Raw genomic sequence first — 20,237 nt, 5'->3', positions numbered from 1 at the left:
AGTCAGTTTATGGGATATACTGACCCGCATTCACCTGTCTGCTATCTGGGCTTTTTCATCCTCGGGAGAGAATTTTTGCGCGTAAGCCGGTCACTTACGATAAAGCAGATGGCGACAGTTTCGCTGGTTGCGGTTATTGCCATCAGTATCTTTATCGTCATCCAACTGTTTCATTTTGTGCAGCAGCGCAGGATTGACTACGCCCAGCAGATGGAGAACATCGCCCATACTGTTCGTCAGCCGCTGTCGGAAGCGGTGCTGCGCGCGGATATCCCGCAGGCCGAACGCATTCTTCACTCCCTGAAACCGGCCGGGATTTTATCGCGTGCCGATGTGGTGCTGCCGAATGCGTTTCAGGCGCTGCACGCCGACTTCGAGACGGAAAAACCGGTGCCGCGGCTGGTGGCCCGGCTGTTTGAACTGCCGGTGCAGATCACCCTGCCGCTCTACTCGGTAGAGAATACCGGCATGCCGAAACCGCTGGCTTACCTGGTGCTGCAGGCGAACTCCACGCGCGTCTACCAGTTTATCCTCAGTACGCTCTCGACCATGATTATCACCTATCTGCTGCTGGCGCTGATCCTGTCGGTGTCGATCAGCTGGTGTATCAATCGCCTGGTGGTGCATCCGCTGCGTAATCTCGCGCGCGAGCTGCAGGAGCTGCCCCCGCAGTCGATTCTGACGCATAAACTCGCCCTGCCGCCGAGCCACCGCGATGACGAAATCGGCATGCTGATCCGCAGTTACAACCGCAATCAGCAGGTGCTGGAGTCGATACACGATGAGATGAGCCGGCTGACCACCCATTTTGCCGTCACCGATCTGCCCAACCGCACGCTGTTTCTGGCGCTGGTCGAGCAGTTTATGTGCAATCCTGAACGGTCGCTGGGCCTGATGGTGATCCGCATCGAAACCCTGCAGGAAGCCAACGGCGTCCTGAGCGACGAGCAGCGCGATACCCTGATGCTGACGCTGGTGGAGAAGATCCGCCATACGCTGGATGACCATACCCTGCTGGCGCAGACCGGCGTCAGCGATTTTGTCCTGTTGATGAAGCGCGCCAGTAATCCGTTCCGTGCGCTGCGTCTGGCCCGCAATCTGATGATCCGCCTGAATCAGCCGGTCAATCTGCATCAGCTGCAGCTGCGTCCCAACGTCAGCATCGGCCTGGCGCTGCGCGACGATCAGCCGCTGAGCGCGAATGAGCTGCTCGATCGCGCCACCTCGGCGATGATGTCGGCCCGCCATCAGGGCAAAAATCAGATCCTGTTCTTCGACGCTGCGCTGACCGAACGCGCGCAGAAGCGCCTGACCCAGGAGCATGACATTCTGCAGGGGCTGCACGATGAGCAGTTCGCCCTCTATCTGCAGCCTCAGGTTGATATGCGTACCGGCACCTTAACCGGCGCGGAGGCGCTGCTGCGGATGCGCCAGCCGGATGGCAGCTACGGCCTGAGCGAAGAGTTTATCGCCAGCGCCGAAGAGATTGGGGTGATCAGCGCGATTGGCCGCTGGGTATTTGAAGAGGCGTGCCGCATTCTGGCAGGCTGGCAGCGACAGGGCATCATGCTGCCGCTGAGCGTCAATATCTCTGCGGTGCAGCTGCGGGATACCGCTGTGGTCTCTCATCTGCAGTCGCTGCTGGCGCGTCACCGTATTGCTCCCGGCACGCTGGTCCTGGAAGTGACAGAAACGGCGCAGCTGGAAGATGCGCAGCAGTCGATGTCGATGCTGCGTATGCTGCAGCAGACCGGGGTGGCGGTAGCCCTGGACGATTTCGGTATGGGCTATTCCAACCTTAACTATCTGCATCAGCTGAAAGCGTTGCCTGTTAATAAGCTGAAGATGGACCGCAGCTTCGTGGCGGCGCTGCCGGATGATGACACGATGGTCTGCATCGTAGCGGCCATTGCCGAGATTATTCATCTTGAGGTCATTGCCGAAGGCGTGGAAACCGCCGAGCAGCGTGACTGGCTGCTGGCACGCGGTATCGCCATCGGACAGGGCTATTTTTACGCGGAAGCCCTGCCGGTCAGCCGCTTTAACGCGCTCTGGATTGAAAAATCCTCACCGGCGCAATAACGGCCTGATTCATTGATTTTGCGAGAATTTTAGTTACAAAACCCCTTGCTGAAGCGTTTCAGTTCAGAAATACGACCCCAGGGTTTCCTGGGGCTTTGTCACCCTGTATTAATCACGTAAACAGAGTGTTATTTTCGGGTTACTGTCAGGCGCCACCTCTGTTGCCCGGCAGTCACAATAACAAATCCGACAACATCACCTCATGGCGTTAGTGGACACCTGTTTATGAAAACCTCACTTTTTAAAAGCCTTTATTTCCAGGTGCTGATGGCGATTGGCATCGGCGTTTTGTTAGGCCATTTTTACCCGGAGTTAGGGACCCAGATGAAGCCTCTGGGAGATGGCTTTGTTAAATTAATCAAGATGATTATCGCCCCGGTTATTTTCTGTACCGTGGTGACCGGCATCGCGGGCATGGAAAGCATGAAAGCGGTTGGCCGGACCGGCGCGGTTGCGCTGCTCTATTTTGAAATCGTCAGTACCATTGCGCTGATTATCGGCCTGATTGTGGTTAACGTGGTGCAGCCGGGTGCCGGGATGAACGTCGATCCGGCCACGCTGGATGCCAAAGCCGTGGCGGTTTACGCGCAGCAGGCCGAGCAGCAGGGCATCGTCGCTTTCCTGCTGGATGTGATCCCTAACAGCGTGATTGGTGCCTTTGCCAGCGGCAACATTCTGCAGGTATTGCTGTTCGCCATTCTGTTTGGTTTTGCCCTGCATCGTCTGGGTAACACCGGCACGCTGATTTTCAACGTGATCGAAAGCTTCTCTAAGGTGATTTTCGGCATCATCAACATGATCATGCGTCTGGCACCGATAGGGGCATTCGGTGCGATGGCCTTTACCATCGGCAAATATGGCGTGGGATCGCTGGTGCAGCTCGGTCAGCTGATTATCTGCTTCTATATCACCTGTGTGCTGTTTGTCGTGATTGTGCTGGGGCTGATTGCCCGCCTGTTCGCCGGCTTCAGCATCTTTAAGTTCATCGCCTATATCAAAGAAGAGCTGCTGATCGTGCTGGGCACCTCCTCGTCGGAGTCTGCGCTGCCGCGCATGCTGGATAAGATGGAAAGGCTGGGCTGTAAGAAGTCGGTGGTGGGGCTGGTTATTCCTACGGGTTACTCTTTTAACCTGGATGGCACCTCAATCTACCTGACCATGGCCGCAGTGTTTATCGCGCAGGCCACCAACGCGCACATGGACATCTTCCATCAGATTACGCTGCTGGTGGTGCTGCTGCTCTCCTCCAAAGGGGCAGCCGGGGTGACCGGAAGCGGCTTTATCGTGCTGGCGGCGACGCTCTCGGCGGTAGGCCATCTGCCGGTGGCGGGTCTGGCGCTGATCCTGGGGATTGACCGCTTTATGTCGGAAGCGCGTGCCCTGACGAACCTGATCGGTAACGGTGTGGCGACAGTGGTAGTGGCGAAGTGGGTCGATCAGCTGGACCACAAACAGCTCGACGACACCCTGGCAGGGCGGAATAAGGAGAATAAAGCGTCTGAATCTTCAATTTAATCATTGAATTTCATTTAAATCTCCACAAATGCCCGCTGTCGCTTGCCCTGACAGCGGGCATTTGCATAATGAACCCCACTTGTTTTTTTGACGTTTTTCACTTCGCTGCGCGACATCCTGAATTTCCTGTGGTCAAACACATTGTTATTGGATAACAGCGCGATTCGGCGCCCGCCGATTCGTTAATAACAGCGGCACTACGCGCCAGTGATAACAATATTTGAATTATTTGAGTAGGGGTTCACATGCAGGGCACCAGAATTCGGCTTTTGGTTGGTGGATTAATGCTGGCTGCGACCAGCTATGGTCTCCAGGCAGAAACGCTGCAACCGGATCCGGCCTGGCAGGAAGGCAAGCTGGATAATGGATTTAACTGGCAGTTACTGGCCACACCGCAACGCCCCAGCGATCGCATCGAACTGCGGCTGGTGGTGAACACCGGGTCGCTGGTGGAAAGTGCGCAACAGACCGGCTTCAGCCATCTGCTGCCGCGTCTGGCGATGGTGCACAACACCGCGCTCGATACGCAGCAGCAGCGCGCGCTATGGCAACAGGCGATGGATCCTCAGCATCCGCTGCCACCCGCGATCGCCTCCTATGATTACACGCAATATAACCTGAGCCTGCCCAACAACCGTCCCGAACTGCTGAAAGAGGCCCTCAACTGGCTGGCGGCCACGGCGGGCAATATGGCTATCACTGATGCCGTCGTTAACACCGCGCTCAGCGCCTCCGATCCGGTCGTCACCTGGCCGAAAGATCCGCAGGATGTCTGGTGGCGTTATCGCCTGAAAGGCTCTGCGCTGCTGGCCCACGATCCCGCCGCACAACCGCGTGCGCCGGTGGATTTAACGCAGCTCAACGAATTTTATCATCAGTGGTACACCCCGGATGCGATGACGCTCTATGTGGTTGGCAATGTTGACAGCCGTAGCCTCTCTGAGCAGATCAATAAAACCTTCTCGCCATTAACCGGCAAACGTGAAACGCCTGCGCCTCTGCCCACCCTGTCGCCGCTGCCGCACGAGCCAGTGAATCTGGTCAGCGGCAACATGACGCAGGATCGCCTCTCGCTGGTATGGGATACGCCGTGGCAGCCGATCCGCGACTCCCAGAATCTGCAGCGTTACTGGCAGGGCGATCTGGCCCGTGAAGCCCTGTTCTGGCACGTCCAGCGTGCTCTCAGTGACAGCAAGGCCCAGGGCATTCAGGTAGGCTTCGACTGTCGCGTGCTGTATCAGCGTGCGCAGTGCTCTATCAACATGGATGGTCGCAACGAGAGTCTGGCGCAGAATATGAGTCTGGTGGCGCGTGAGCTGGCAAACGTGCGCGATAAGGGCTTACCGCAGGAGGAGTTTGATGCGCTGATGGCGCAGAAGCTGCTGGAGCTGAACAAGCTGTTTACCACCTACGCCCGCACCGACACCGATGTGCTGATGAGCCAGCGCCTGCGTTCCCAGCAGAACGCCGTGGTCGATATCGCCCCTGAGCAGTATCAGAAGCTGCGTCAGACGTTCCTGGCCGGCCTGACCCGCGAGCAGTTAAACCAGGAGCTGCGCCAGCAGCTGACGCAGGAACTGATGATGGTGCTGATCCAGCCGGAAGGCGAAGCGGAAACTAACGTGAAGAGCCTGCAGAACAGCTGGGATAAAGTGATGGCGCCGTCAGCAGCACCGGCGACCGGCAATGAAGCCAGTTCGCCGGATAGTAACGTCAAAGACGTTCCGCCTGCCGCGTAACGTCAGGTCTTAGCCCTGAGCCACTCGGTCACTAACATTGGCCAGCTGGCGAGGGGCAAATCGGCCACGCCACGGATTCCGAAGCCGTGTCCGCCTTTCTGATAAAAATGCACCTCTGCCGGCACCTTGTGTTCACGCAGTGCGCCAAAAAACGCCATGCTGTGGTTCACCGACACGGCTTCATCGTCGGCAGCGTGAATAAGCAGCGTCGGCGGCACCAGTGGATGAACGCGGGTTTCCAGTGAGTAGGCTTCAATCGTCTTCTGATCGGGCCACGCACCCAGCAGACGGGTTCGCGCACCTTCATGCGCGATGCCGTCACGCATACTGATCACCGGATAGACCAGGATCATGGCATCCGGGCGCGGCGAGAAGTTTTCTGCCCCATCCTGTACCGGATAGAGTTTCTCCGCAAAGCGCGTACCCAGACTGGCGGCTACATGCCCGCCCGCTGAAAAGCCCATCATAACGATATATTTGCCATTAAGACCGCGCTGCGCCCGTTCACGCAGGACGCGCACGGCGCGCTGCGCATCCGCCAGCGGCGCATCCGGGCCTTCATGATGACCATCGTAGGGCAGGCGATAGGTCATGACCGCCAGGGTGTAACCCATCGAAGTAAAGAAGGTTGCCAGGGCGCTGCCTTCACGATCGATCATTACCCGCTGATAGCCCCCGCCCGGTGCGACCAGCAGGGTGATACCATTGGATTCGACCGGATGCCAGAGTGCGATCTCGGGGCAGCGCACGCCAGTGGCCGCGCGATCGTAAGGTTCATACTCTTTTGCCATATCGAAAATCTGCGGCTGTGCGCGTGAATCGCTGGCGCCAGGTGCATCACCGTGTGGCCAGATATTAATGATTTCTGTGTGCATAAATAGATCCTGATGCGGAGAGTCTTTTAATTGTTGTTCGCGGCCGGAGAGAACAGCGTCCTGCTGTCTTTTGATTAAAAGATGGTCTTTTTTCAGGCAGTCGTCCATCCGAAAAGGGCGAAACGGACCAGATTCGGACTATGCCTGGTGGCGGATTTATTCGGTTAACTGATTAATATTAATGGATAAATTATAAGAGGGGTTTAAGCAGTTGTGCGCACAGAAGCCGATTTAAATCACAATTTTTCTGCCTAATCTAAATGGCTGGCAGAGGTTGCTTTATTAGCCGAAATTAACCAGATATCACACTGCCAGCGATGAAGGCGAGGTTATGATTCCGGCAGCAGCGTCATCTGGATCACGCTGCAGAGGCTAACGTACCAGTCTCATTTGGGACTGATTGGCCTCATTTACCCCCCGTGCAGTTTCCTGTTGGTTGATACGGTTTAACATAAGATCGTCCGTTCATTCACAACGGTAAGATACATATCATGTCTGATAGCGATCTCTCTACCCGACAAACCTTTTGTCGCCTGTGGCCGACGATTTCTCCTTTCAAAGCCGGACTGCTGGTCGCGGGTGTTGCCCTGATTATCAACGCCGCCATCGATCCGTTTATGCTGACTTTACTGAAGACGCTGCTGGACGACGTGATTGGCAAAAATAACCACACCGTTCTGCTCTGGATGCCGCTGGTGATTATCGGGCTTATCCTGATCCGCGGTGTCAGCGGTTATATTTCCAGTTACTGTATTGCCTGGGTGTCGGGCAAAGTGGTGATGACGCTGCGTCGCCGCCTCTTCAGCCATATGATGGGAATGCCGGTCTCCTTTTTTGATCAGCAGTCGACCGGTACGCTGCTTTCCCGCATCAGCTACGATTGCGAACAGGTTGCCTCTTCATCGTCCAGCTCGCTGGTGACGGTGGTGCGTGAAGGCGCTTCAATCATCGGCCTGTTTGTGATGATGTTCTACTATAGCTGGCAGCTTTCACTGATCCTGCTGGTGCTGGCACCTGTCGTGTCGCTGGCGATCCGCATCGTCTCCAGGCGTTTTCGTCGCATCAGCAAAAACATGCAGAACACGATGGGGCAGGTGACCACCCATGCCGAGCAGATGCTGAAAGGGCATAAAGAGGTGCTGATGTTTGGCGGTCAGCAGGCTGAAACCGCCCGCTTCGAACAGGTCAGCAACACCATGCGTCGTCAGGGAATGAAGATGGTGTCAGCGACTTCGCTCTCCGATCCCATTATTCAGCTGCTCGCCTCGTCGGCGCTCGCCTTTGTGCTCTATGCAGCCAGTTTTCCGTCGGTGATGGCTACGCTGACGGCGGGCACCATCAGCGCAGTCTTTTCCGCCATGCTGATGCTGATGCGGCCGTTAAAGTCGCTGACCAACGTTAACGCTCAGTTTCAGCGTGGCATGGCCGCCTGTCAGACCCTGTTCACCATTCTGGATACTGAACAGGAGAAAGATGAGGGCCGCCGGGTCGTTAAACGCGCCAGCGGCTCGATTGAATTCAGGGATGTCACCTTTACCTACCCAGGCGCGGAAAGAGCGGCGCTGCGGCATATTAATCTGACGCTGCCTGCCGGTAAAACCGTGGCGCTGGTGGGGCGATCCGGTTCGGGTAAATCCACGCTTGCCAGCCTGCTGACGCGGTTTTACGACATCGACAGCGGCGCGATTCTACTGGATGGCCACGATCTGCGTGAGTACACTCTGGCTTCACTGCGTGAGCAGGTGGCGCTGGTCTCTCAGCATGTTCACCTGTTTAATGACACCGTCGCCAACAATATCGCCTACGCCCGCACGGACGTCTTCAGCCGTGAGGCGATTGAGAAAGCGGCGCAGATGGCACATGCTCTTGAGTTCATCAATAAAATGGAGAACGGACTGGATACCGTGATCGGGGAAAATGGTGTCCTGCTGTCGGGTGGGCAGCGTCAGCGTATTGCCATTGCCCGTGCGCTGCTGCGCGACAGTCCGATTCTGATCCTCGATGAGGCGACCTCCGCTCTGGATACCGAATCTGAACGCGCGATCCAGTCAGCACTGGAGACGCTGCAGCAGAACCGGACCACGCTGATTATCGCTCACCGGCTTTCCACCATCGAAAAGGCCGACGAGATCCTGCTGGTTGAAGAGGGCGAGATCGTTGAGCGTGGCTCGCATCAGCAGCTACTGCAGAAGAACGGCGCGTATGCGCGGCTCTATCAGATGCAGTTCAGTCAGCCGCGCTGTGCGTAAAACCTCTCTGTGCCTTAACCGATTCTGACAGCCCGTCAGTCAGCCCGAAAATGCGCCCGGAGGCGCATCTTTCTGGCATAGCGGCTGTCCCAGCCTCGTGCAACAACGCTGGCTGCCCGCCTGTCAGTCAGGCATCGCCTCCGCCGGGATAATCGCCCCGCGATGCTGAATTACGGTGCTGGCAAGCTGGTGTCCGCGCTGTGCGGCGGCGTCTGCGGCGGCACCGGTCAGACGGCGCGCCAGATAACCGGCGCTGAACGAATCACCGGCTGCGGTGGTGTCGATTACCTTCTCCTTCGCCAGGCGGAGCGCAGGAACTTCGATCAGCGGCGCATCATCAAGCGCCACCAGGCAGGCGTCTGCGCCCCGCTTAATCACGATCTCGCGGACACCCGCCTGGCGCGTCCGGGCGATAACCTCATCCAGCGGCTGTTCGCCCCACAGCAGATGTTCATCATCCAGCGTCAGGAAGGCGATATCGGTGTGACTGAGCATTGCGCGATAGGCGGCCTGCGCGTGGGTCCGATCGGTCCAGAGCCGCGGGCGGTAGTTGTTATCGAAAATCACCTGACCGCCGTTTGCCCGGCAGCGCGCCAGCAGCGCCATCAGCCGGTCACGACTCGCTGACGGCAGAATCGCCAGGCTGATGCCGCTGAGATAGAGGTAATCGTAGTGGGTAAGCTGTTCGGCGATCGCCGCCGACTGCGGGCTGTCGAGCCAGTAACGCGCTGCCGCATCGCTGCGCCAGTACCAGAATGTGCGTTCACCGTCGGCATCCGTTTCAATGACATAGAGTCCCGGCATTTTGTTGCTGAGACGCTGGATCAGGTCGGTGTTGATCTGCTCCTGCTGCCAGGCGGCGATCATCTGGTCGCTGAACGAATCGGTTCCCAGTGCGGTAACATAATCGACCCGCAGCTGCTGCGTATCAACCTGGCGGGCGAGATAGACGGCGGTGTTAAGCGTATCGCCGCCGAAACCGCGTTTAATGTTCTCACCCTTTTCAGACAACTCAATCATGCATTCGCCGATGATGGCGATTTTCTTTTGCGTCATGGCTCGGAACCCCCAGTGAAATATCACGCTAGTCTCGCGTCTGGTATGGCAGACGTCAACGTTTTTAAAACAGCGTTTTAATTTAGCTTAAGGTGCTGAATAGTGCCGATCTGGCAGATAAGCGCGGCTAATTCCGGCCTGTTTTGCCGATTATCTTAACGAAATGGCTGATAAACTCCCGGTTTAATGTGGCCGGGCTGTTCATCGCATTATCACAGGCAACCCCGATAATCGCGGCAGCGTCACCCGTTTTGGGGACCAGTTACCCACCAGGAAAAAAAATGGTAATGGAGAGTATTCTTCAGAGGCTGCCGTCTTCAACTGACCTCAATCACTGCCCCGGAAGCCCGCTCTTCTGGCAACAATGTCAGCGGCACTATCGCTTTCAGCCTATCTACCGGGTAAGCGGCAGGTTGCTCGCCATTGAGCTGCTGACCGCCGTGGCTCATCCCGCCGCGCCGGACCAGCCGCTCTCTCCCGAAGCCTGGTTTGCCGGGCTCGATGTCGCGCAGCGCCTGAACGTGGTGCATGAGCAGCTGGATCTGCTCACGCAGTGGTCATCCTTTTTTGAGCGCCATGCGGTGATGGCCTCGGTCAACATCGACGGGCCTTCTCTGCTCGCCATTCAGCACCGACCCGCGATTCGCCGCCTGATCGCCCGCCTGCCCTGGCTGCGCTTTGAGCTGACCGAGCATCAGGCGCTGCCGCAGCCGGAAAAAGTGGCGAAGATTACGGAGCTGGGCCCGCTGTGGCTGGATGATTTTGGCTCGGGGATGGCCAATTTTTCGGCGCTGACGGAGCTGCAGTATGATTACATTAAGTTATCGCGCGACCTGTTTATGCTGCTGGACAGCAGTGATGAAGGGCGGGGCATGTATCCGATGCTGCTGGCGCTGATCAATCGCTACTGCAATGGTGTCATCGTGGAGGGTGTCGAAACTGAAGCGCAGTGGCAGCAGGTTAAAGCCTCGTCAGCGATTGCGGCGCAGGGCTACTACTTTTCGCGGCCGGTTCCATTTCCCGAACTGAATTACCTTACTCTCCAGCTTCCCTGATGCCGTTAGCCGTGGTCTCGACTATCTTTAACCCAGACCGTGAATGTGCAAGGAGAAAGCGTAATGTCGCGTACCGGGAAAATAGTCAGCTGGGTCGTGGGAATTCTGGTGCTGTTGATTGTGGTGATCATCGTCATCATCGCCACCTTTGACTGGAACCGCCTGAAACCCACTATCAATCAGAAAGTCTCGACCGAGTTAAACCGGCCCTTTGCGATTCGCGGAGATCTGGGTGTCGACTGGGTGCGTCATCGTGACGAGTCAGGCTGGCGGCGCTGGGTGCCGTGGCCGCAGCTGCATGCGGAAGATATCATGCTGGGCAACCCGCCCGGCATTCCTGACGTGACCATGGTGCATCTGCAGCGGGCCGATGCGACGCTGGCCCCGCTGTCGTTGCTGCACAAAGAGCTGTTTATCCCCTGGATTAAACTGCAGCGGCCTGATGCCCGGCTGATCCAGACGGCCGATAAGAAGAACAACTGGACGTTCGACCTCGCCAGCAGTGACAGCGATGAGAAGGCGAAACCGCCCTCCGCCTGGTCATTCCGCCTGGATAACATTCTGTTTGACCAGGGGCAGATTCGCTATCGCGATGCAGTTAACCGCGCGGACGTCACCGTTCAGATCAATCCGCTGGGTAAACCGGTGCCTTACGCGCAGATTGCCGGCGGCGATGATCAGCAAAAAGGCGCGGGCGACTTCGTCTTTGGCTGGAAGGCCAGTGGCAGCTACAACAACGAGAAGCTCAGTGGCGAAGGGAAGATCGGCGGCATGCTGTCGCTGCGCAGCCAGAACACCCCGTTCCCGATTCAGGCCGATGTCCGCAATGGCACCACCCGCGTTCAGGTGACCGGTGGCCTGCAGGATCCGATGAACCTCGGCGGCCTGAACGTGCGGCTGCGTTTCTCTGGCGATACGCTGGCGAACCTGTACGGTCTGACCGGCGTGCTGTTGCCGGACACCCCGCCGTATGAAACCGATGGTCATCTGATCGCAAAATTCAACGGCAAAAAGGGCGCGGTCTACCGTTATGAAAAATTCAACGGCCACATTGGTGACAGCGATATTCACGGTTCGCTGGTCTACAGTCAGGTCAAACCCCGCCCGACCCTCAGTGGCGAGCTGACCTCTGAGCAGCTGCGGATAGCCGATCTGGGGCCGTTGATTGGTGTGGACTCTGGCAAAGGCAGCGAGAAAACGGCGCAGGCAAAGGCCCGGCGCGGTGAGAAATCGAATCAGCCTGCCGACCGCGTACTGCCGCACGATAAGTTTGAGACTAAAAGCTGGGACGTGATGGATGCCGACGTGAAGTTCAGCGGCAAACGTATCGAACACAGCAATTCGCTGCCGTTAAGCGATCTCTATACCCATCTGCAGATGAAAAACGGTGACCTGCTGCTGGATCCGCTGCGCTTTGGCGTGGCAGGCGGCAACCTGAACAGCACTATCCGTCTTGAGGGCAGTCGCTCACCGATGCGCGGGCGCGTGGATCTGCATGCGCGTAAGCTGCGCCTGCGTCAGATGTTCCCGGATGTGCAGGCGATGCAGAACAGCCTCGGCCAGCTTAATGGCGACGCCAGCTTCACCGGCACAGGGAACTCGGTAGCCGACCTGCTGGCGACCAGCAACGGCCAGCTTAAGCTGCTGATGAACGATGGCCTGATCAGCCGCAGCCTGATGGAGATCGCCGGCCTGAACGTCGGTAACTATCTGGTGGGCAAACTGTTTGGCGATGATCAGGTGCGTATCAACTGCGCCGCCACAGATATCCGGCTGCAGAACGGTCTGGCGACGCCCAGCCTGTTTGTGTTCGATACCGAGAACGCGATCATCAACGTGTCAGGCAACGCGAACTTTGCCAGTGAGCGGCTGGATCTCTCGGTCAATCCCGAGAGTAAAGGCATCCGTATCGTGACGCTGCGTTCGCCGCTCTATGTGCGCGGCACGTTTAAAAATCCTGACGCGGGCGTTAAAACGGGGCCGCTGCTGGCGCGCGGTGCCGCAGCCGTGGCGCTGGGCGCAGTGGTCGGTCCGGCCGCCGCGCTGCTGGCACTGATCTCCCCCAGCGACAACGAAGATAACCAGTGCAGCACCGTACTGCAGCAGATGAAGCAGAAGAAGTGATCAGTTGCGGTAGAGCACTTTGATAATGTGGTAACCAAAGCTGGTTTTTACCGGCCCGTAAGGCGTCAGCAGCGGGCAGGTAAAGACCGCTTTATCAAAGGCCGGAACCATCTGTCCCTGACGGAACTCCCCCAGATCGCCCCCTTTGCGGCCGGAAGGGCAGGTTGAGTGTTTCTTTGCCAGCTGCTGGAAATTGCCGCCTTTCGCCAGTTTCGCCAGAATCTCTTTTGCCAGCGCTTCCTCTTTGACCAGGATGTGTAAAGCCGCCGCGGTTTTCGCCATGTTGTTATCTCGGTTGTGTATAATTGCCGCCCAGTATAAACCCCTTTCTTTTGATTCAATCAGGCGATTTCTTCTATGCGTTTAAACCCCAGCCAACAACGTGCCGTCGAATTTGTTACCGGTCCCTGTCTGGTGCTGGCGGGCGCGGGGTCAGGTAAAACCCGCGTGATTACCAATAAAATTGCCCATCTGATTCGTGAGTGCGGCTATCAGGCGCGCCATATCGCGGCGGTGACCTTTACCAACAAGGCGTCGCGCGAAATGAAAGAGCGTGTGGCGCAGACCCTGGGCCGCAAAGAGGCGCGCGGCCTGCTGATCTCGACGTTCCATACGCTGGGTCTTGAGATCATCAAGCGCGAAACGGCGGCGCTGGGCATGAAGTCCAACTTCTCGCTGTTCGACGATCAGGATCAGCTCGCGCTGCTGAAAGAGCTGACGAAAGAGTGGCTGGAAGAGGATAAGACGCTGTTACAGCAGCTGATCTCCACCATCTCAAACTGGAAGAACGATCTGGTCGATCCGCCAACCGCCACCGCGCAGGCGCGATCGCAGCAGGATCATATCTTTGCCCACTGTTACGCCCTCTACAGCCAGCATCTCAAATCGTGCAACGTGCTGGACTTTGACGACCTGATTCTGCTGCCAACGCTGCTGCTGCAGCGTAATCCGGAGGTGCGTGAACGCTGGCAGCAGCGTATCCGTTACCTGCTGGTGGATGAGTATCAGGATACCAACACCAGCCAGTATGAGCTGGTAAAGCTGCTGGTCGGCGCGCGGGCCCGCTTCACGGTGGTGGGCGACGATGACCAGTCGATCTACTCCTGGCGCGGCGCACGGCCGCAGAATCTGGTGCTGCTGAGTCAGGATTTCCCGGCGCTGGAGGTGGTGAAGCTGGAGCAGAACTACCGCTCATCGCAGCGCATTCTGAAAGCGGCAAACATCCTGATCGCCAATAATCCGCACGTCTTTGAAAAGCGTCTCTTTTCGGAGCTGGGGCAGGGCAGCGAACTCAAGGTGCTGACCGCCAACAGCGAGGAGCACGAAGCCGAACGGGTGACCGGCGAACTGATCGCGCACCACTTTATCAACCGGACGCAGTATAAAGATTACGCGATCCTTTACCGGGGCAATCATCAGTCGCGAACCTTTGAAAAGTTCCTGATGCAGAACCGCATCCCCTATCGCATCTCGGGCGGTACCTCGTTCTTCTCACGACCGGAGATCAAAGATCTGCTCGCCTATCTGCGCGTGCTGACCAATCCCGAGGATGACAGCGCGTTTCTGCGCATCGTGAACACGCCGCGCCGCGAGATTGGCCCGGCCACGCTGCAGAAGCTCGGTGAGTGGGCCAGCCTGCGCAGTAAAAGCCTGTTTAACGCCAGCTTTGATGTCGGGCTGGGGCAGACGCTTACCGGGCGCGGTCTGGAGCACCTGCAGCGGTTTACCCACTGGCTGAATGAGATTATCCAGCTGGCCGAACGCGAACCGGTCAATGCCGTCCGCGATCTGATCCGCGGCATCGACTACGAGAGCTGGCTGTTCGAAACCTCCGGCAGTCCGAAAGCCGCCGAGATGCGGATGAAGAACGTCAATACGCTGTTTCAGTGGATGACCGAAATGCTGGAGGGCAGCGATATCGACGAGCCGATGACGCTGGCGCAGGTCGTCACCCGCTTTACCCTGCGCGACATGATGGAGCGCGGCGAAAGCGATGAGGAGCTGGATCAGGTGCAGCTGATGACGCTGCACGCCTCAAAAGGGCTGGAGTTCCCCTATGTGTTCCTCGTCGGGATGGAAGAGGGGCTGCTGCCGCATCAGAGCAGCATCGATGAGAACAACATCGAAGAGGAGCGCCGTCTGGCTTACGTGGGCATCACCCGGGCGCAGAAAGAGCTGACCTTTACCCTGTGCCGCGAACGCCGGCAGTATGGCGAGCTGGTCCGGCCTGAACCGAGCCGTTTTCTGCTGGAGCTGCCGCAGGACGATCTGCAGTGGGAGACCGAGCGCAAGGTGGTCAGTGCCGAGGAGCGGATGAAAACCGGTCAGAGCCGGGTCGCCGGGCTGAGAGCAATGCTGGATAAGGCGAAGAAGGGGTAAGGCGGGAAAACGGGGAGGCGATAGACATTCGCCTCACCGGGCCGGACTTACGACAGCGTTAACAGCCAGTGGACATAAGACTGATAATGGCTTTCCTGCTCAAGCAGTTCACTGCGCAGCGGATGCGCCTCCAGCCAGCCCGCAGGCAGGGTCAGATGCAGGGCATCATCGTCCGCCTGAAGCCGGACCGCAGGCAGGGTGTCATCGCGACGACGCGTGGAGAAGATGATCGCCAGCCGCAGCAGACGGCACATCCGTTCCGCCAGGCGCGGCGGCAGGGCGTTCTGCTGGGTCAGCAGCGCCAGATCGATGCTGCCGCTCTGATTCTGCAGTAAACAGGCCAGCAGCTTCTTCTGCGCCGGGGTGAAGCCGGGCAGGTCGAGATGACGCACCAGGTAGGCCGCATGCTGTGGTGCATGGCGGAAATCGACGCTCAGGCCGATTTCGTGGATCGTGCAGGCGCTGATCAGCAGCTCACGACAGCGTTGATCCAGCTTCCACGGCGTGGAAACCTGGCGGAAAAAGCTCTCTGCCAGCTGACGCACGCGATCGGCCTGTTCAACATCAATGCTGAAACGGCGCTGGACGTTGTGCAGGGTGCGGGTGCGAATATCGCGATCGATGGGCAGATGCAGCATGCCGTAGACCAGCCCTTCGCGCAGGGCGCCGCCCGCCAGCGTCATGCTGTCGATACTCAGCTCCTGGAAGATGGCGATCAGAATCGACAGACCGCTGGGGAACACCAGTGCCCGCTCCAGCGTCAGCCCTTCGATTTCCAGCTCTTCCAGTTTGCCGCACTGAATGGCGCGCTGTTTCAGCTGCTGAAGTTTATTCAGCGTGATGCGCTCATCCATGCCCTGAGCGACCATGATCTCCTGCAGCGCCTGAACCGTGCCGGAGGCACCGACGCACGCCTGCCAGCCCTGCTCACGCAATTGGGCGGCAATGGGCTGGATCATCGCCCGTGCGGCGCGCTCTGCCTGATCAAAGTTCTCTTTTGCCAGATGGCGGTCGCTGAAGAAGCGTTCCAGCCAGGTGACGCAGCCCATCGGCAGACTGAACAGCACCGAAGCATGGGAGCCGTCGCCGGTCGCCAGCTCGGTGCTGCCGCCGCCGATGTCGACCACTAAACGCTGATCGGAACCGCCAGTGGTGTGGGCCACACCCTGATAAATCAGGCGCGCCTCTTCCTCACCGCTGATGACGTTGATGGGGCAGCCGAGGATCTGCTGAGCCGTGTCGAGGAACGTCTGCGCGTTGGCCGCCAGACGCAGCGTGGCGGTCGCCACCACGCGAATCTGATCGAGGGGAATATCCTGCAGTTGTTCAGAGAAGAGTCTCAGGCACTGCCAGCCGCGCGACATCGCCTCGGCTGACAACAGGTTATTTTTATCCAGTCCGGCTGCAAGGCGAACCTTGCGCTTAATTTTCGCAACGGTCTGGATACTGCCAGAGACCTCGCGCACCACCAACATATGAAAGCTGTTAGATCCTAAATCAATCGCTGCATAGAGTGACGACGCGCTTAGCATGATGGCCTAACCTGAACGTTTACGGTTGTTGTTGCGTGGTGCACCGCGACGATTGCCGTTGTTGCCCCCGCGACGCGGGCCATTACCGGAACGGCTGCGTTGCAGACGTTTAGGCGGCGGTAAATCGGTTAACAGCGCTTCGCTGCTGTACTTGCTGACCGGAATACTGTGACCGATATACTCTTCGATCGACGGCAGATTCAGCGCGTACTCTTCACAGGCCAGGCTAATTGAGTGTCCGCTGGCACCGGCACGACCCGTACGGCCAATGCGGTGAACGTAATCTTCACAGTCGTCAGGCAGGTCGTAGTTAAAGACGTGCGTCACCGCCGGAATGTGCAGACCACGGGCAGCCACGTCGGTGGCAACCAGAATATCCACATCACCTTTGGTGAAGTCATCCAGAATGCGCAGACGCTTCTTCTGAGCCACGTCGCCGGTCAGCAGGCCAACACGATGTCCATCGGCGGCCAGATGGCCCCAGATATCTTCACAGCGGTGTTTGGTGTTAGCAAAAACAATGGCACGGTCGGGCCACTCTTCTTCGAGCAGCGTCTGCAGCAGGCGCATTTTCTCTTCGTTAGACGGATAGAAAAGCTCTTCCTGAATGCGATGACCGGTTTTTTGCTCCGGTTCCACTTCCACATATTCCGCACTGTTCATGTGCTCGAATGCCAGCTCACGGACGCGATAAGAGAGCGTAGCTGAGAAGAGCATGCTCAGACGCTGAGTGGCCGGCGGCATGCGACGGAACAGCCAGCGGATATCTTTGATAAAGCCGAGATCGAACATGCGGTCGGCTTCATCCAGCACCATGACCTGAATGGCGCTGAGATTGACGTGATTCTGCTTCGCATAATCGATCAGGCGACCGGTGGTGGCGACCAGAATATCAACGCCCTGTTCCAGCACTTTCAGCTGTTTGTCGTAACCGTCTCCGCCATAGGCGAGACCCAGTTTCAGGCCGGTTGAGGCGGTGAGGGGTTCGGCATCCGCATGAATCTGCACAGCAAGTTCACGCGTCGGCGCAAGAATTAATGCCCGTGGCTGGTTTACCTGCCGGCCTTCAGCCGCAGGATGAGAAAGAAGATGATGAAACGTTGACGTCAGAAACGCCATCGTTTTGCCGGTACCGGTTTGCGCCTGGCCTGCGACATCACGCCCTGAAAGCGTAAAAGGCAGAGCTAACGCCTGAATCGGCGTGCAGTACTGAAAGCCTTTACTATCAAGGGCTTCCACCACTTTCGGGTGCAGGGCGAAGTCGGAAAACTTCTGTTCAGTTAAGTGTGTTTTGCTCATAGTGTGGTAGAATATCAGCTTACTATCGCTTTACGAAAGCGTATCCGATGAAATAAAGTCAACCTACATTGGTATATATTACGCCAATTCGCCAGGCATAATCTTGTGGAGTAAAACATGAGCAGCGATAAAATCGTTCATCTGACCGATGACAGTTTCGACACCGACGTGCTGAAAGCCGACGGCGTTACACTGGTAGATTTCTGGGCTGAATGGTGTGGTCCTTGCAAAATGATCGCGCCAATCCTTGATGAAGTTGCAGAAGAGTATGATGGCAAGCTGACCATCGCTAAGCTGAATATTGACGATAACCCAGGCACGGCACCGAAGTATGGCATTCGTGGTATCCCGACGCTGCTGCTGTTCAAAAATGGCGAAGTCGCCGCGACCAAAGTGGGCGCGCTGTCTAAAGGCCAGCTGAAAGAGTTCCTGAACGCTAATCTGGCGTAATTCAGGGCTGAACGTCTGGCAGTGGTGAATTTATCTCCTGCTGCTGGACGTTCGCTTTCAGGCGTGCTAATTTACCCATACTGCATTACGCACTTACCCTGTAGTTAGCATCTAAAAGTTTTCCCTTGTTGAACCCTGTCGCACTGTACCTTTTAAAGAGAGAACGGTTCAGCAATCTTACGGTTAGCTCCAACTCTGGCATCACATTCGGACATCTTTCTGCATACCGATCGCCATTTCATACGATGATCGTCGGGAAGCGCCGAAAAGAGCCATTAACGGCATGGATTAATTGCCATACCATTCACGACAAACATTCCGAGTATTACCCCGAGTTTAAGAACCCATCACTATGAATCTTACCGAATTAAAGAATACGCCGGTTGCTGAGCTGATTACTCTCGGCGAAAATATGGGGCTGGAAAATCAGGCTCGCATGCGCAAGCAGGACATTATCTTTTCAATCCTGAAGCAGCACGCGAAAAGCGGCGAAGACATCTTCGGTGATGGCGTGCTGGAGATCCTTCAGGATGGATTTGGATTCCTCCGTTCAGGAGACAGCTCCTACCTCGCCGGCCCTGATGATATCTACGTTTCCCCCAGCCAAATCCGCCGCTTCAACCTCCGCACTGGTGACACCATCTCTGGCAAAATCCGTCCACCGAAAGAAGGTGAGCGTTATTTTGCACTGCTGAAAGTTAACGAAGTTAACTATGACAAGCCGGAGAATGCGCGTAATAAGATTCTGTTCGAAAACCTCACACCGCTGCACGCCAACAAGCGTCTGCGTATGGAGCGGGGTAATGGCTCAACGGAAGATTTAACCGCCCGCGTACTGGATCTGGCTTCGCCAATCGGTCGTGGTCAGCGCGGTCTGATCGTGGCACCGCCGAAAGCCGGTAAAACCATGCTGCTGCAGAACATTGCGCAGAGCCTGGCGTACAACTACCCGGACTGCGTGCTGATGGTGCTGCTGATTGACGAACGTCCGGAAGAAGTGACCGAGATGCAGCGTCTGGTTAAAGGCGAAGTCATCGCCTCGACCTTTGATGAGCCTGCATCACGCCACGTTCAGGTTGCTGAAATGGTGATCGAGAAGGCCAAGCGTCTGGTTGAGCACAAGAAAGACGTTATCATCCTGCTTGACTCCATTACCCGTCTGGCGCGCGCCTACAACACCGTCGTACCGGCTTCAGGTAAAGTTCTGACAGGTGGTGTGGATGCCAACGCCCTGCATCGTCCAAAGCGCTTCTTTGGTGCGGCACGTAACGTGGAAGAGGGCGGCAGCCTGACCATCATTGCAACGGCGCTGGTTGATACCGGTTCGAAGATGGATGAAGTGATTTACGAAGAGTTTAAAGGTACAGGTAACATGGAACTGCACCTTGCGCGTAAAATTGCTGAAAAACGTGTCTTCCCGGCGATCGATTACAACCGTTCCGGTACCCGTAAAGAAGAGCTGCTGACTTCTCAGGAAGAGCTGCAGAAGATGTGGATCCTGCGCAAGATTATTCACCCGATGGGCGAAATCGACGCGATGGAGTTCCTCATCAACAAGCTGGCGATGACCAAAACCAACGATGAATTCTTCGACATGATGAAGCGTTCTTAATCCGAAACTGCCAGGCCGAACCTTTGATTCGGCTTTTTTAGTCCGGATGCGCAGAAAATCGACCTGACGCCACGTCTCAACGTGGCGTTTTTCATTTATGAGCTATAGGATTGAACACTGGCAGGAGCATTTATAATGACTGTGGTAGCGATGGCGAAGGTTTAATCGTTCGTCTGTCTCTTTACGCAGAATTCGGAATCCGACACAGCGACAGGCGAGCTTTTTCGCGTATTGTTGTGCGGGATGTTAGCTGAGAGCGTTTAACGTGAA

At 56.9% G+C, this 20,237-nt stretch carries 14 protein-coding genes; 9 read left to right on the top strand and 5 right to left on the bottom strand.

Features of this window, described 5'->3' with window-relative positions; translation table 11 throughout:
- Positions 1-75: 75 nt before the first annotated feature.
- From hmsP to ACNY69_RS17415, 3 genes are all read left to right on the top strand, one after another.
- On the top strand, positions 76-2,082 hold the full coding sequence (hmsP, locus tag ACNY69_RS17425) for a biofilm formation regulator HmsP (protein WP_111139443.1): 2,007 nt from the start codon (positions 76-78) through the stop codon (positions 2,080-2,082).
- 225 nt (positions 2,083-2,307) lie between these two features.
- Positions 2,308-3,597, top strand: a complete 1,290-nt coding sequence (locus ACNY69_RS17420; RefSeq protein ID WP_128086317.1) for a dicarboxylate/amino acid:cation symporter — start codon at positions 2,308-2,310, stop codon at positions 3,595-3,597.
- A 245-nt stretch (positions 3,598-3,842) separates the two neighbouring features.
- A complete protein-coding gene (locus ACNY69_RS17415; protein WP_111139445.1) occupies positions 3,843-5,336 on the top strand; it encodes a M16 family metallopeptidase in 1,494 nt (497 codons plus the stop codon).
- 2 nt (positions 5,337-5,338) lie between these two features.
- Here ACNY69_RS17415 and ACNY69_RS17410 read toward each other — a convergent pair whose 3' ends face one another.
- Complete coding sequence (locus ACNY69_RS17410) at positions 5,339-6,211, bottom strand: alpha/beta hydrolase (protein WP_418799342.1); 873 nt, start codon at positions 6,209-6,211, stop codon at positions 5,339-5,341.
- Positions 6,212-6,699: 488 nt separating this feature from the next.
- On the opposite strand from ACNY69_RS17410, the gene msbA reads away from it, so the two are divergent.
- A complete protein-coding gene (gene msbA / locus ACNY69_RS17405; RefSeq protein WP_111139447.1) occupies positions 6,700-8,460 on the top strand; it encodes a lipid A ABC transporter ATP-binding protein/permease MsbA in 1,761 nt (586 codons plus the stop codon).
- A 123-nt stretch (positions 8,461-8,583) separates the two neighbouring features.
- Here the strand turns inward: msbA and kdgK are convergent, their stop codons facing one another.
- Positions 8,584-9,516, bottom strand: a complete 933-nt coding sequence (kdgK, locus tag ACNY69_RS17400; RefSeq protein ID WP_418799340.1) for a 2-dehydro-3-deoxygluconokinase — start codon at positions 9,514-9,516, stop codon at positions 8,584-8,586.
- A gap of 281 nt (positions 9,517-9,797) precedes the next feature.
- Here kdgK and pdeH point away from each other — a divergent pair, with 281 nt between their 5' ends.
- Together pdeH and ACNY69_RS17390 are read left to right on the top strand one after the other, a co-directional pair.
- Positions 9,798-10,571, top strand: a complete 774-nt coding sequence (pdeH, locus tag ACNY69_RS17395; protein ID WP_418799338.1) for a cyclic-guanylate-specific phosphodiesterase — start codon at positions 9,798-9,800, stop codon at positions 10,569-10,571.
- 63 nt (positions 10,572-10,634) lie between these two features.
- On the top strand, positions 10,635-12,695 hold the full coding sequence (locus ACNY69_RS17390) for an AsmA family protein (RefSeq protein WP_418799336.1): 2,061 nt from the start codon (positions 10,635-10,637) through the stop codon (positions 12,693-12,695).
- Here ACNY69_RS17390 and ppiC read toward each other — a convergent pair whose 3' ends face one another.
- The gene (ppiC, locus tag ACNY69_RS17385) at positions 12,696-12,977 is read right to left on the bottom strand and encodes a peptidylprolyl isomerase PpiC (protein ID WP_111139451.1); all 282 of its coding nucleotides are present in this window, start codon (positions 12,975-12,977) and stop codon (positions 12,696-12,698) included.
- A gap of 75 nt (positions 12,978-13,052) precedes the next feature.
- Between ppiC and rep the strand changes: the two genes are divergently transcribed.
- Positions 13,053-15,074: a DNA helicase Rep gene (rep, locus tag ACNY69_RS17380; RefSeq protein WP_418799334.1), complete on the top strand. Its 2,022-nt coding sequence runs from the start codon at positions 13,053-13,055 to the stop codon at positions 15,072-15,074.
- 47 nt (positions 15,075-15,121) lie between these two features.
- Here the strand turns inward: rep and ppx are convergent, their stop codons facing one another.
- Together ppx and rhlB are read right to left on the bottom strand one after the other, a co-directional pair.
- Positions 15,122-16,606: an exopolyphosphatase gene (gene ppx, locus ACNY69_RS17375; RefSeq protein WP_418799332.1), complete on the bottom strand. Its 1,485-nt coding sequence runs from the start codon at positions 16,604-16,606 to the stop codon at positions 15,122-15,124.
- Between the two features lie 6 nt (positions 16,607-16,612).
- Entirely contained in the window at positions 16,613-17,905 is a 1,293-nt protein-coding gene (rhlB, locus tag ACNY69_RS17370) for an ATP-dependent RNA helicase RhlB (protein WP_293770634.1), read from the bottom strand.
- A 117-nt stretch (positions 17,906-18,022) separates the two neighbouring features.
- Between rhlB and trxA the strand changes: the two genes are divergently transcribed.
- A complete protein-coding gene (trxA, locus tag ACNY69_RS17365) occupies positions 18,023-18,355 on the top strand; it encodes a thioredoxin TrxA (protein WP_003851963.1) in 333 nt (110 codons plus the stop codon).
- Positions 18,356-18,707: 352 nt separating this feature from the next.
- A complete protein-coding gene (rho, locus tag ACNY69_RS17360; RefSeq protein ID WP_003851960.1) occupies positions 18,708-19,967 on the top strand; it encodes a transcription termination factor Rho in 1,260 nt (419 codons plus the stop codon).
- The last annotated feature ends 270 nt before the right edge of the window (positions 19,968-20,237 follow it).

It is taken from the genome of Pantoea graminicola, assembly GCF_048452665.1.
Classification (GTDB): Bacteria; Pseudomonadota; Gammaproteobacteria; order Enterobacterales; family Enterobacteriaceae; genus Pantoea.
The sequence above is the reverse complement of the archived record's forward strand: the minus strand, read 5'-3'. Positions and strand labels throughout refer to the sequence as shown.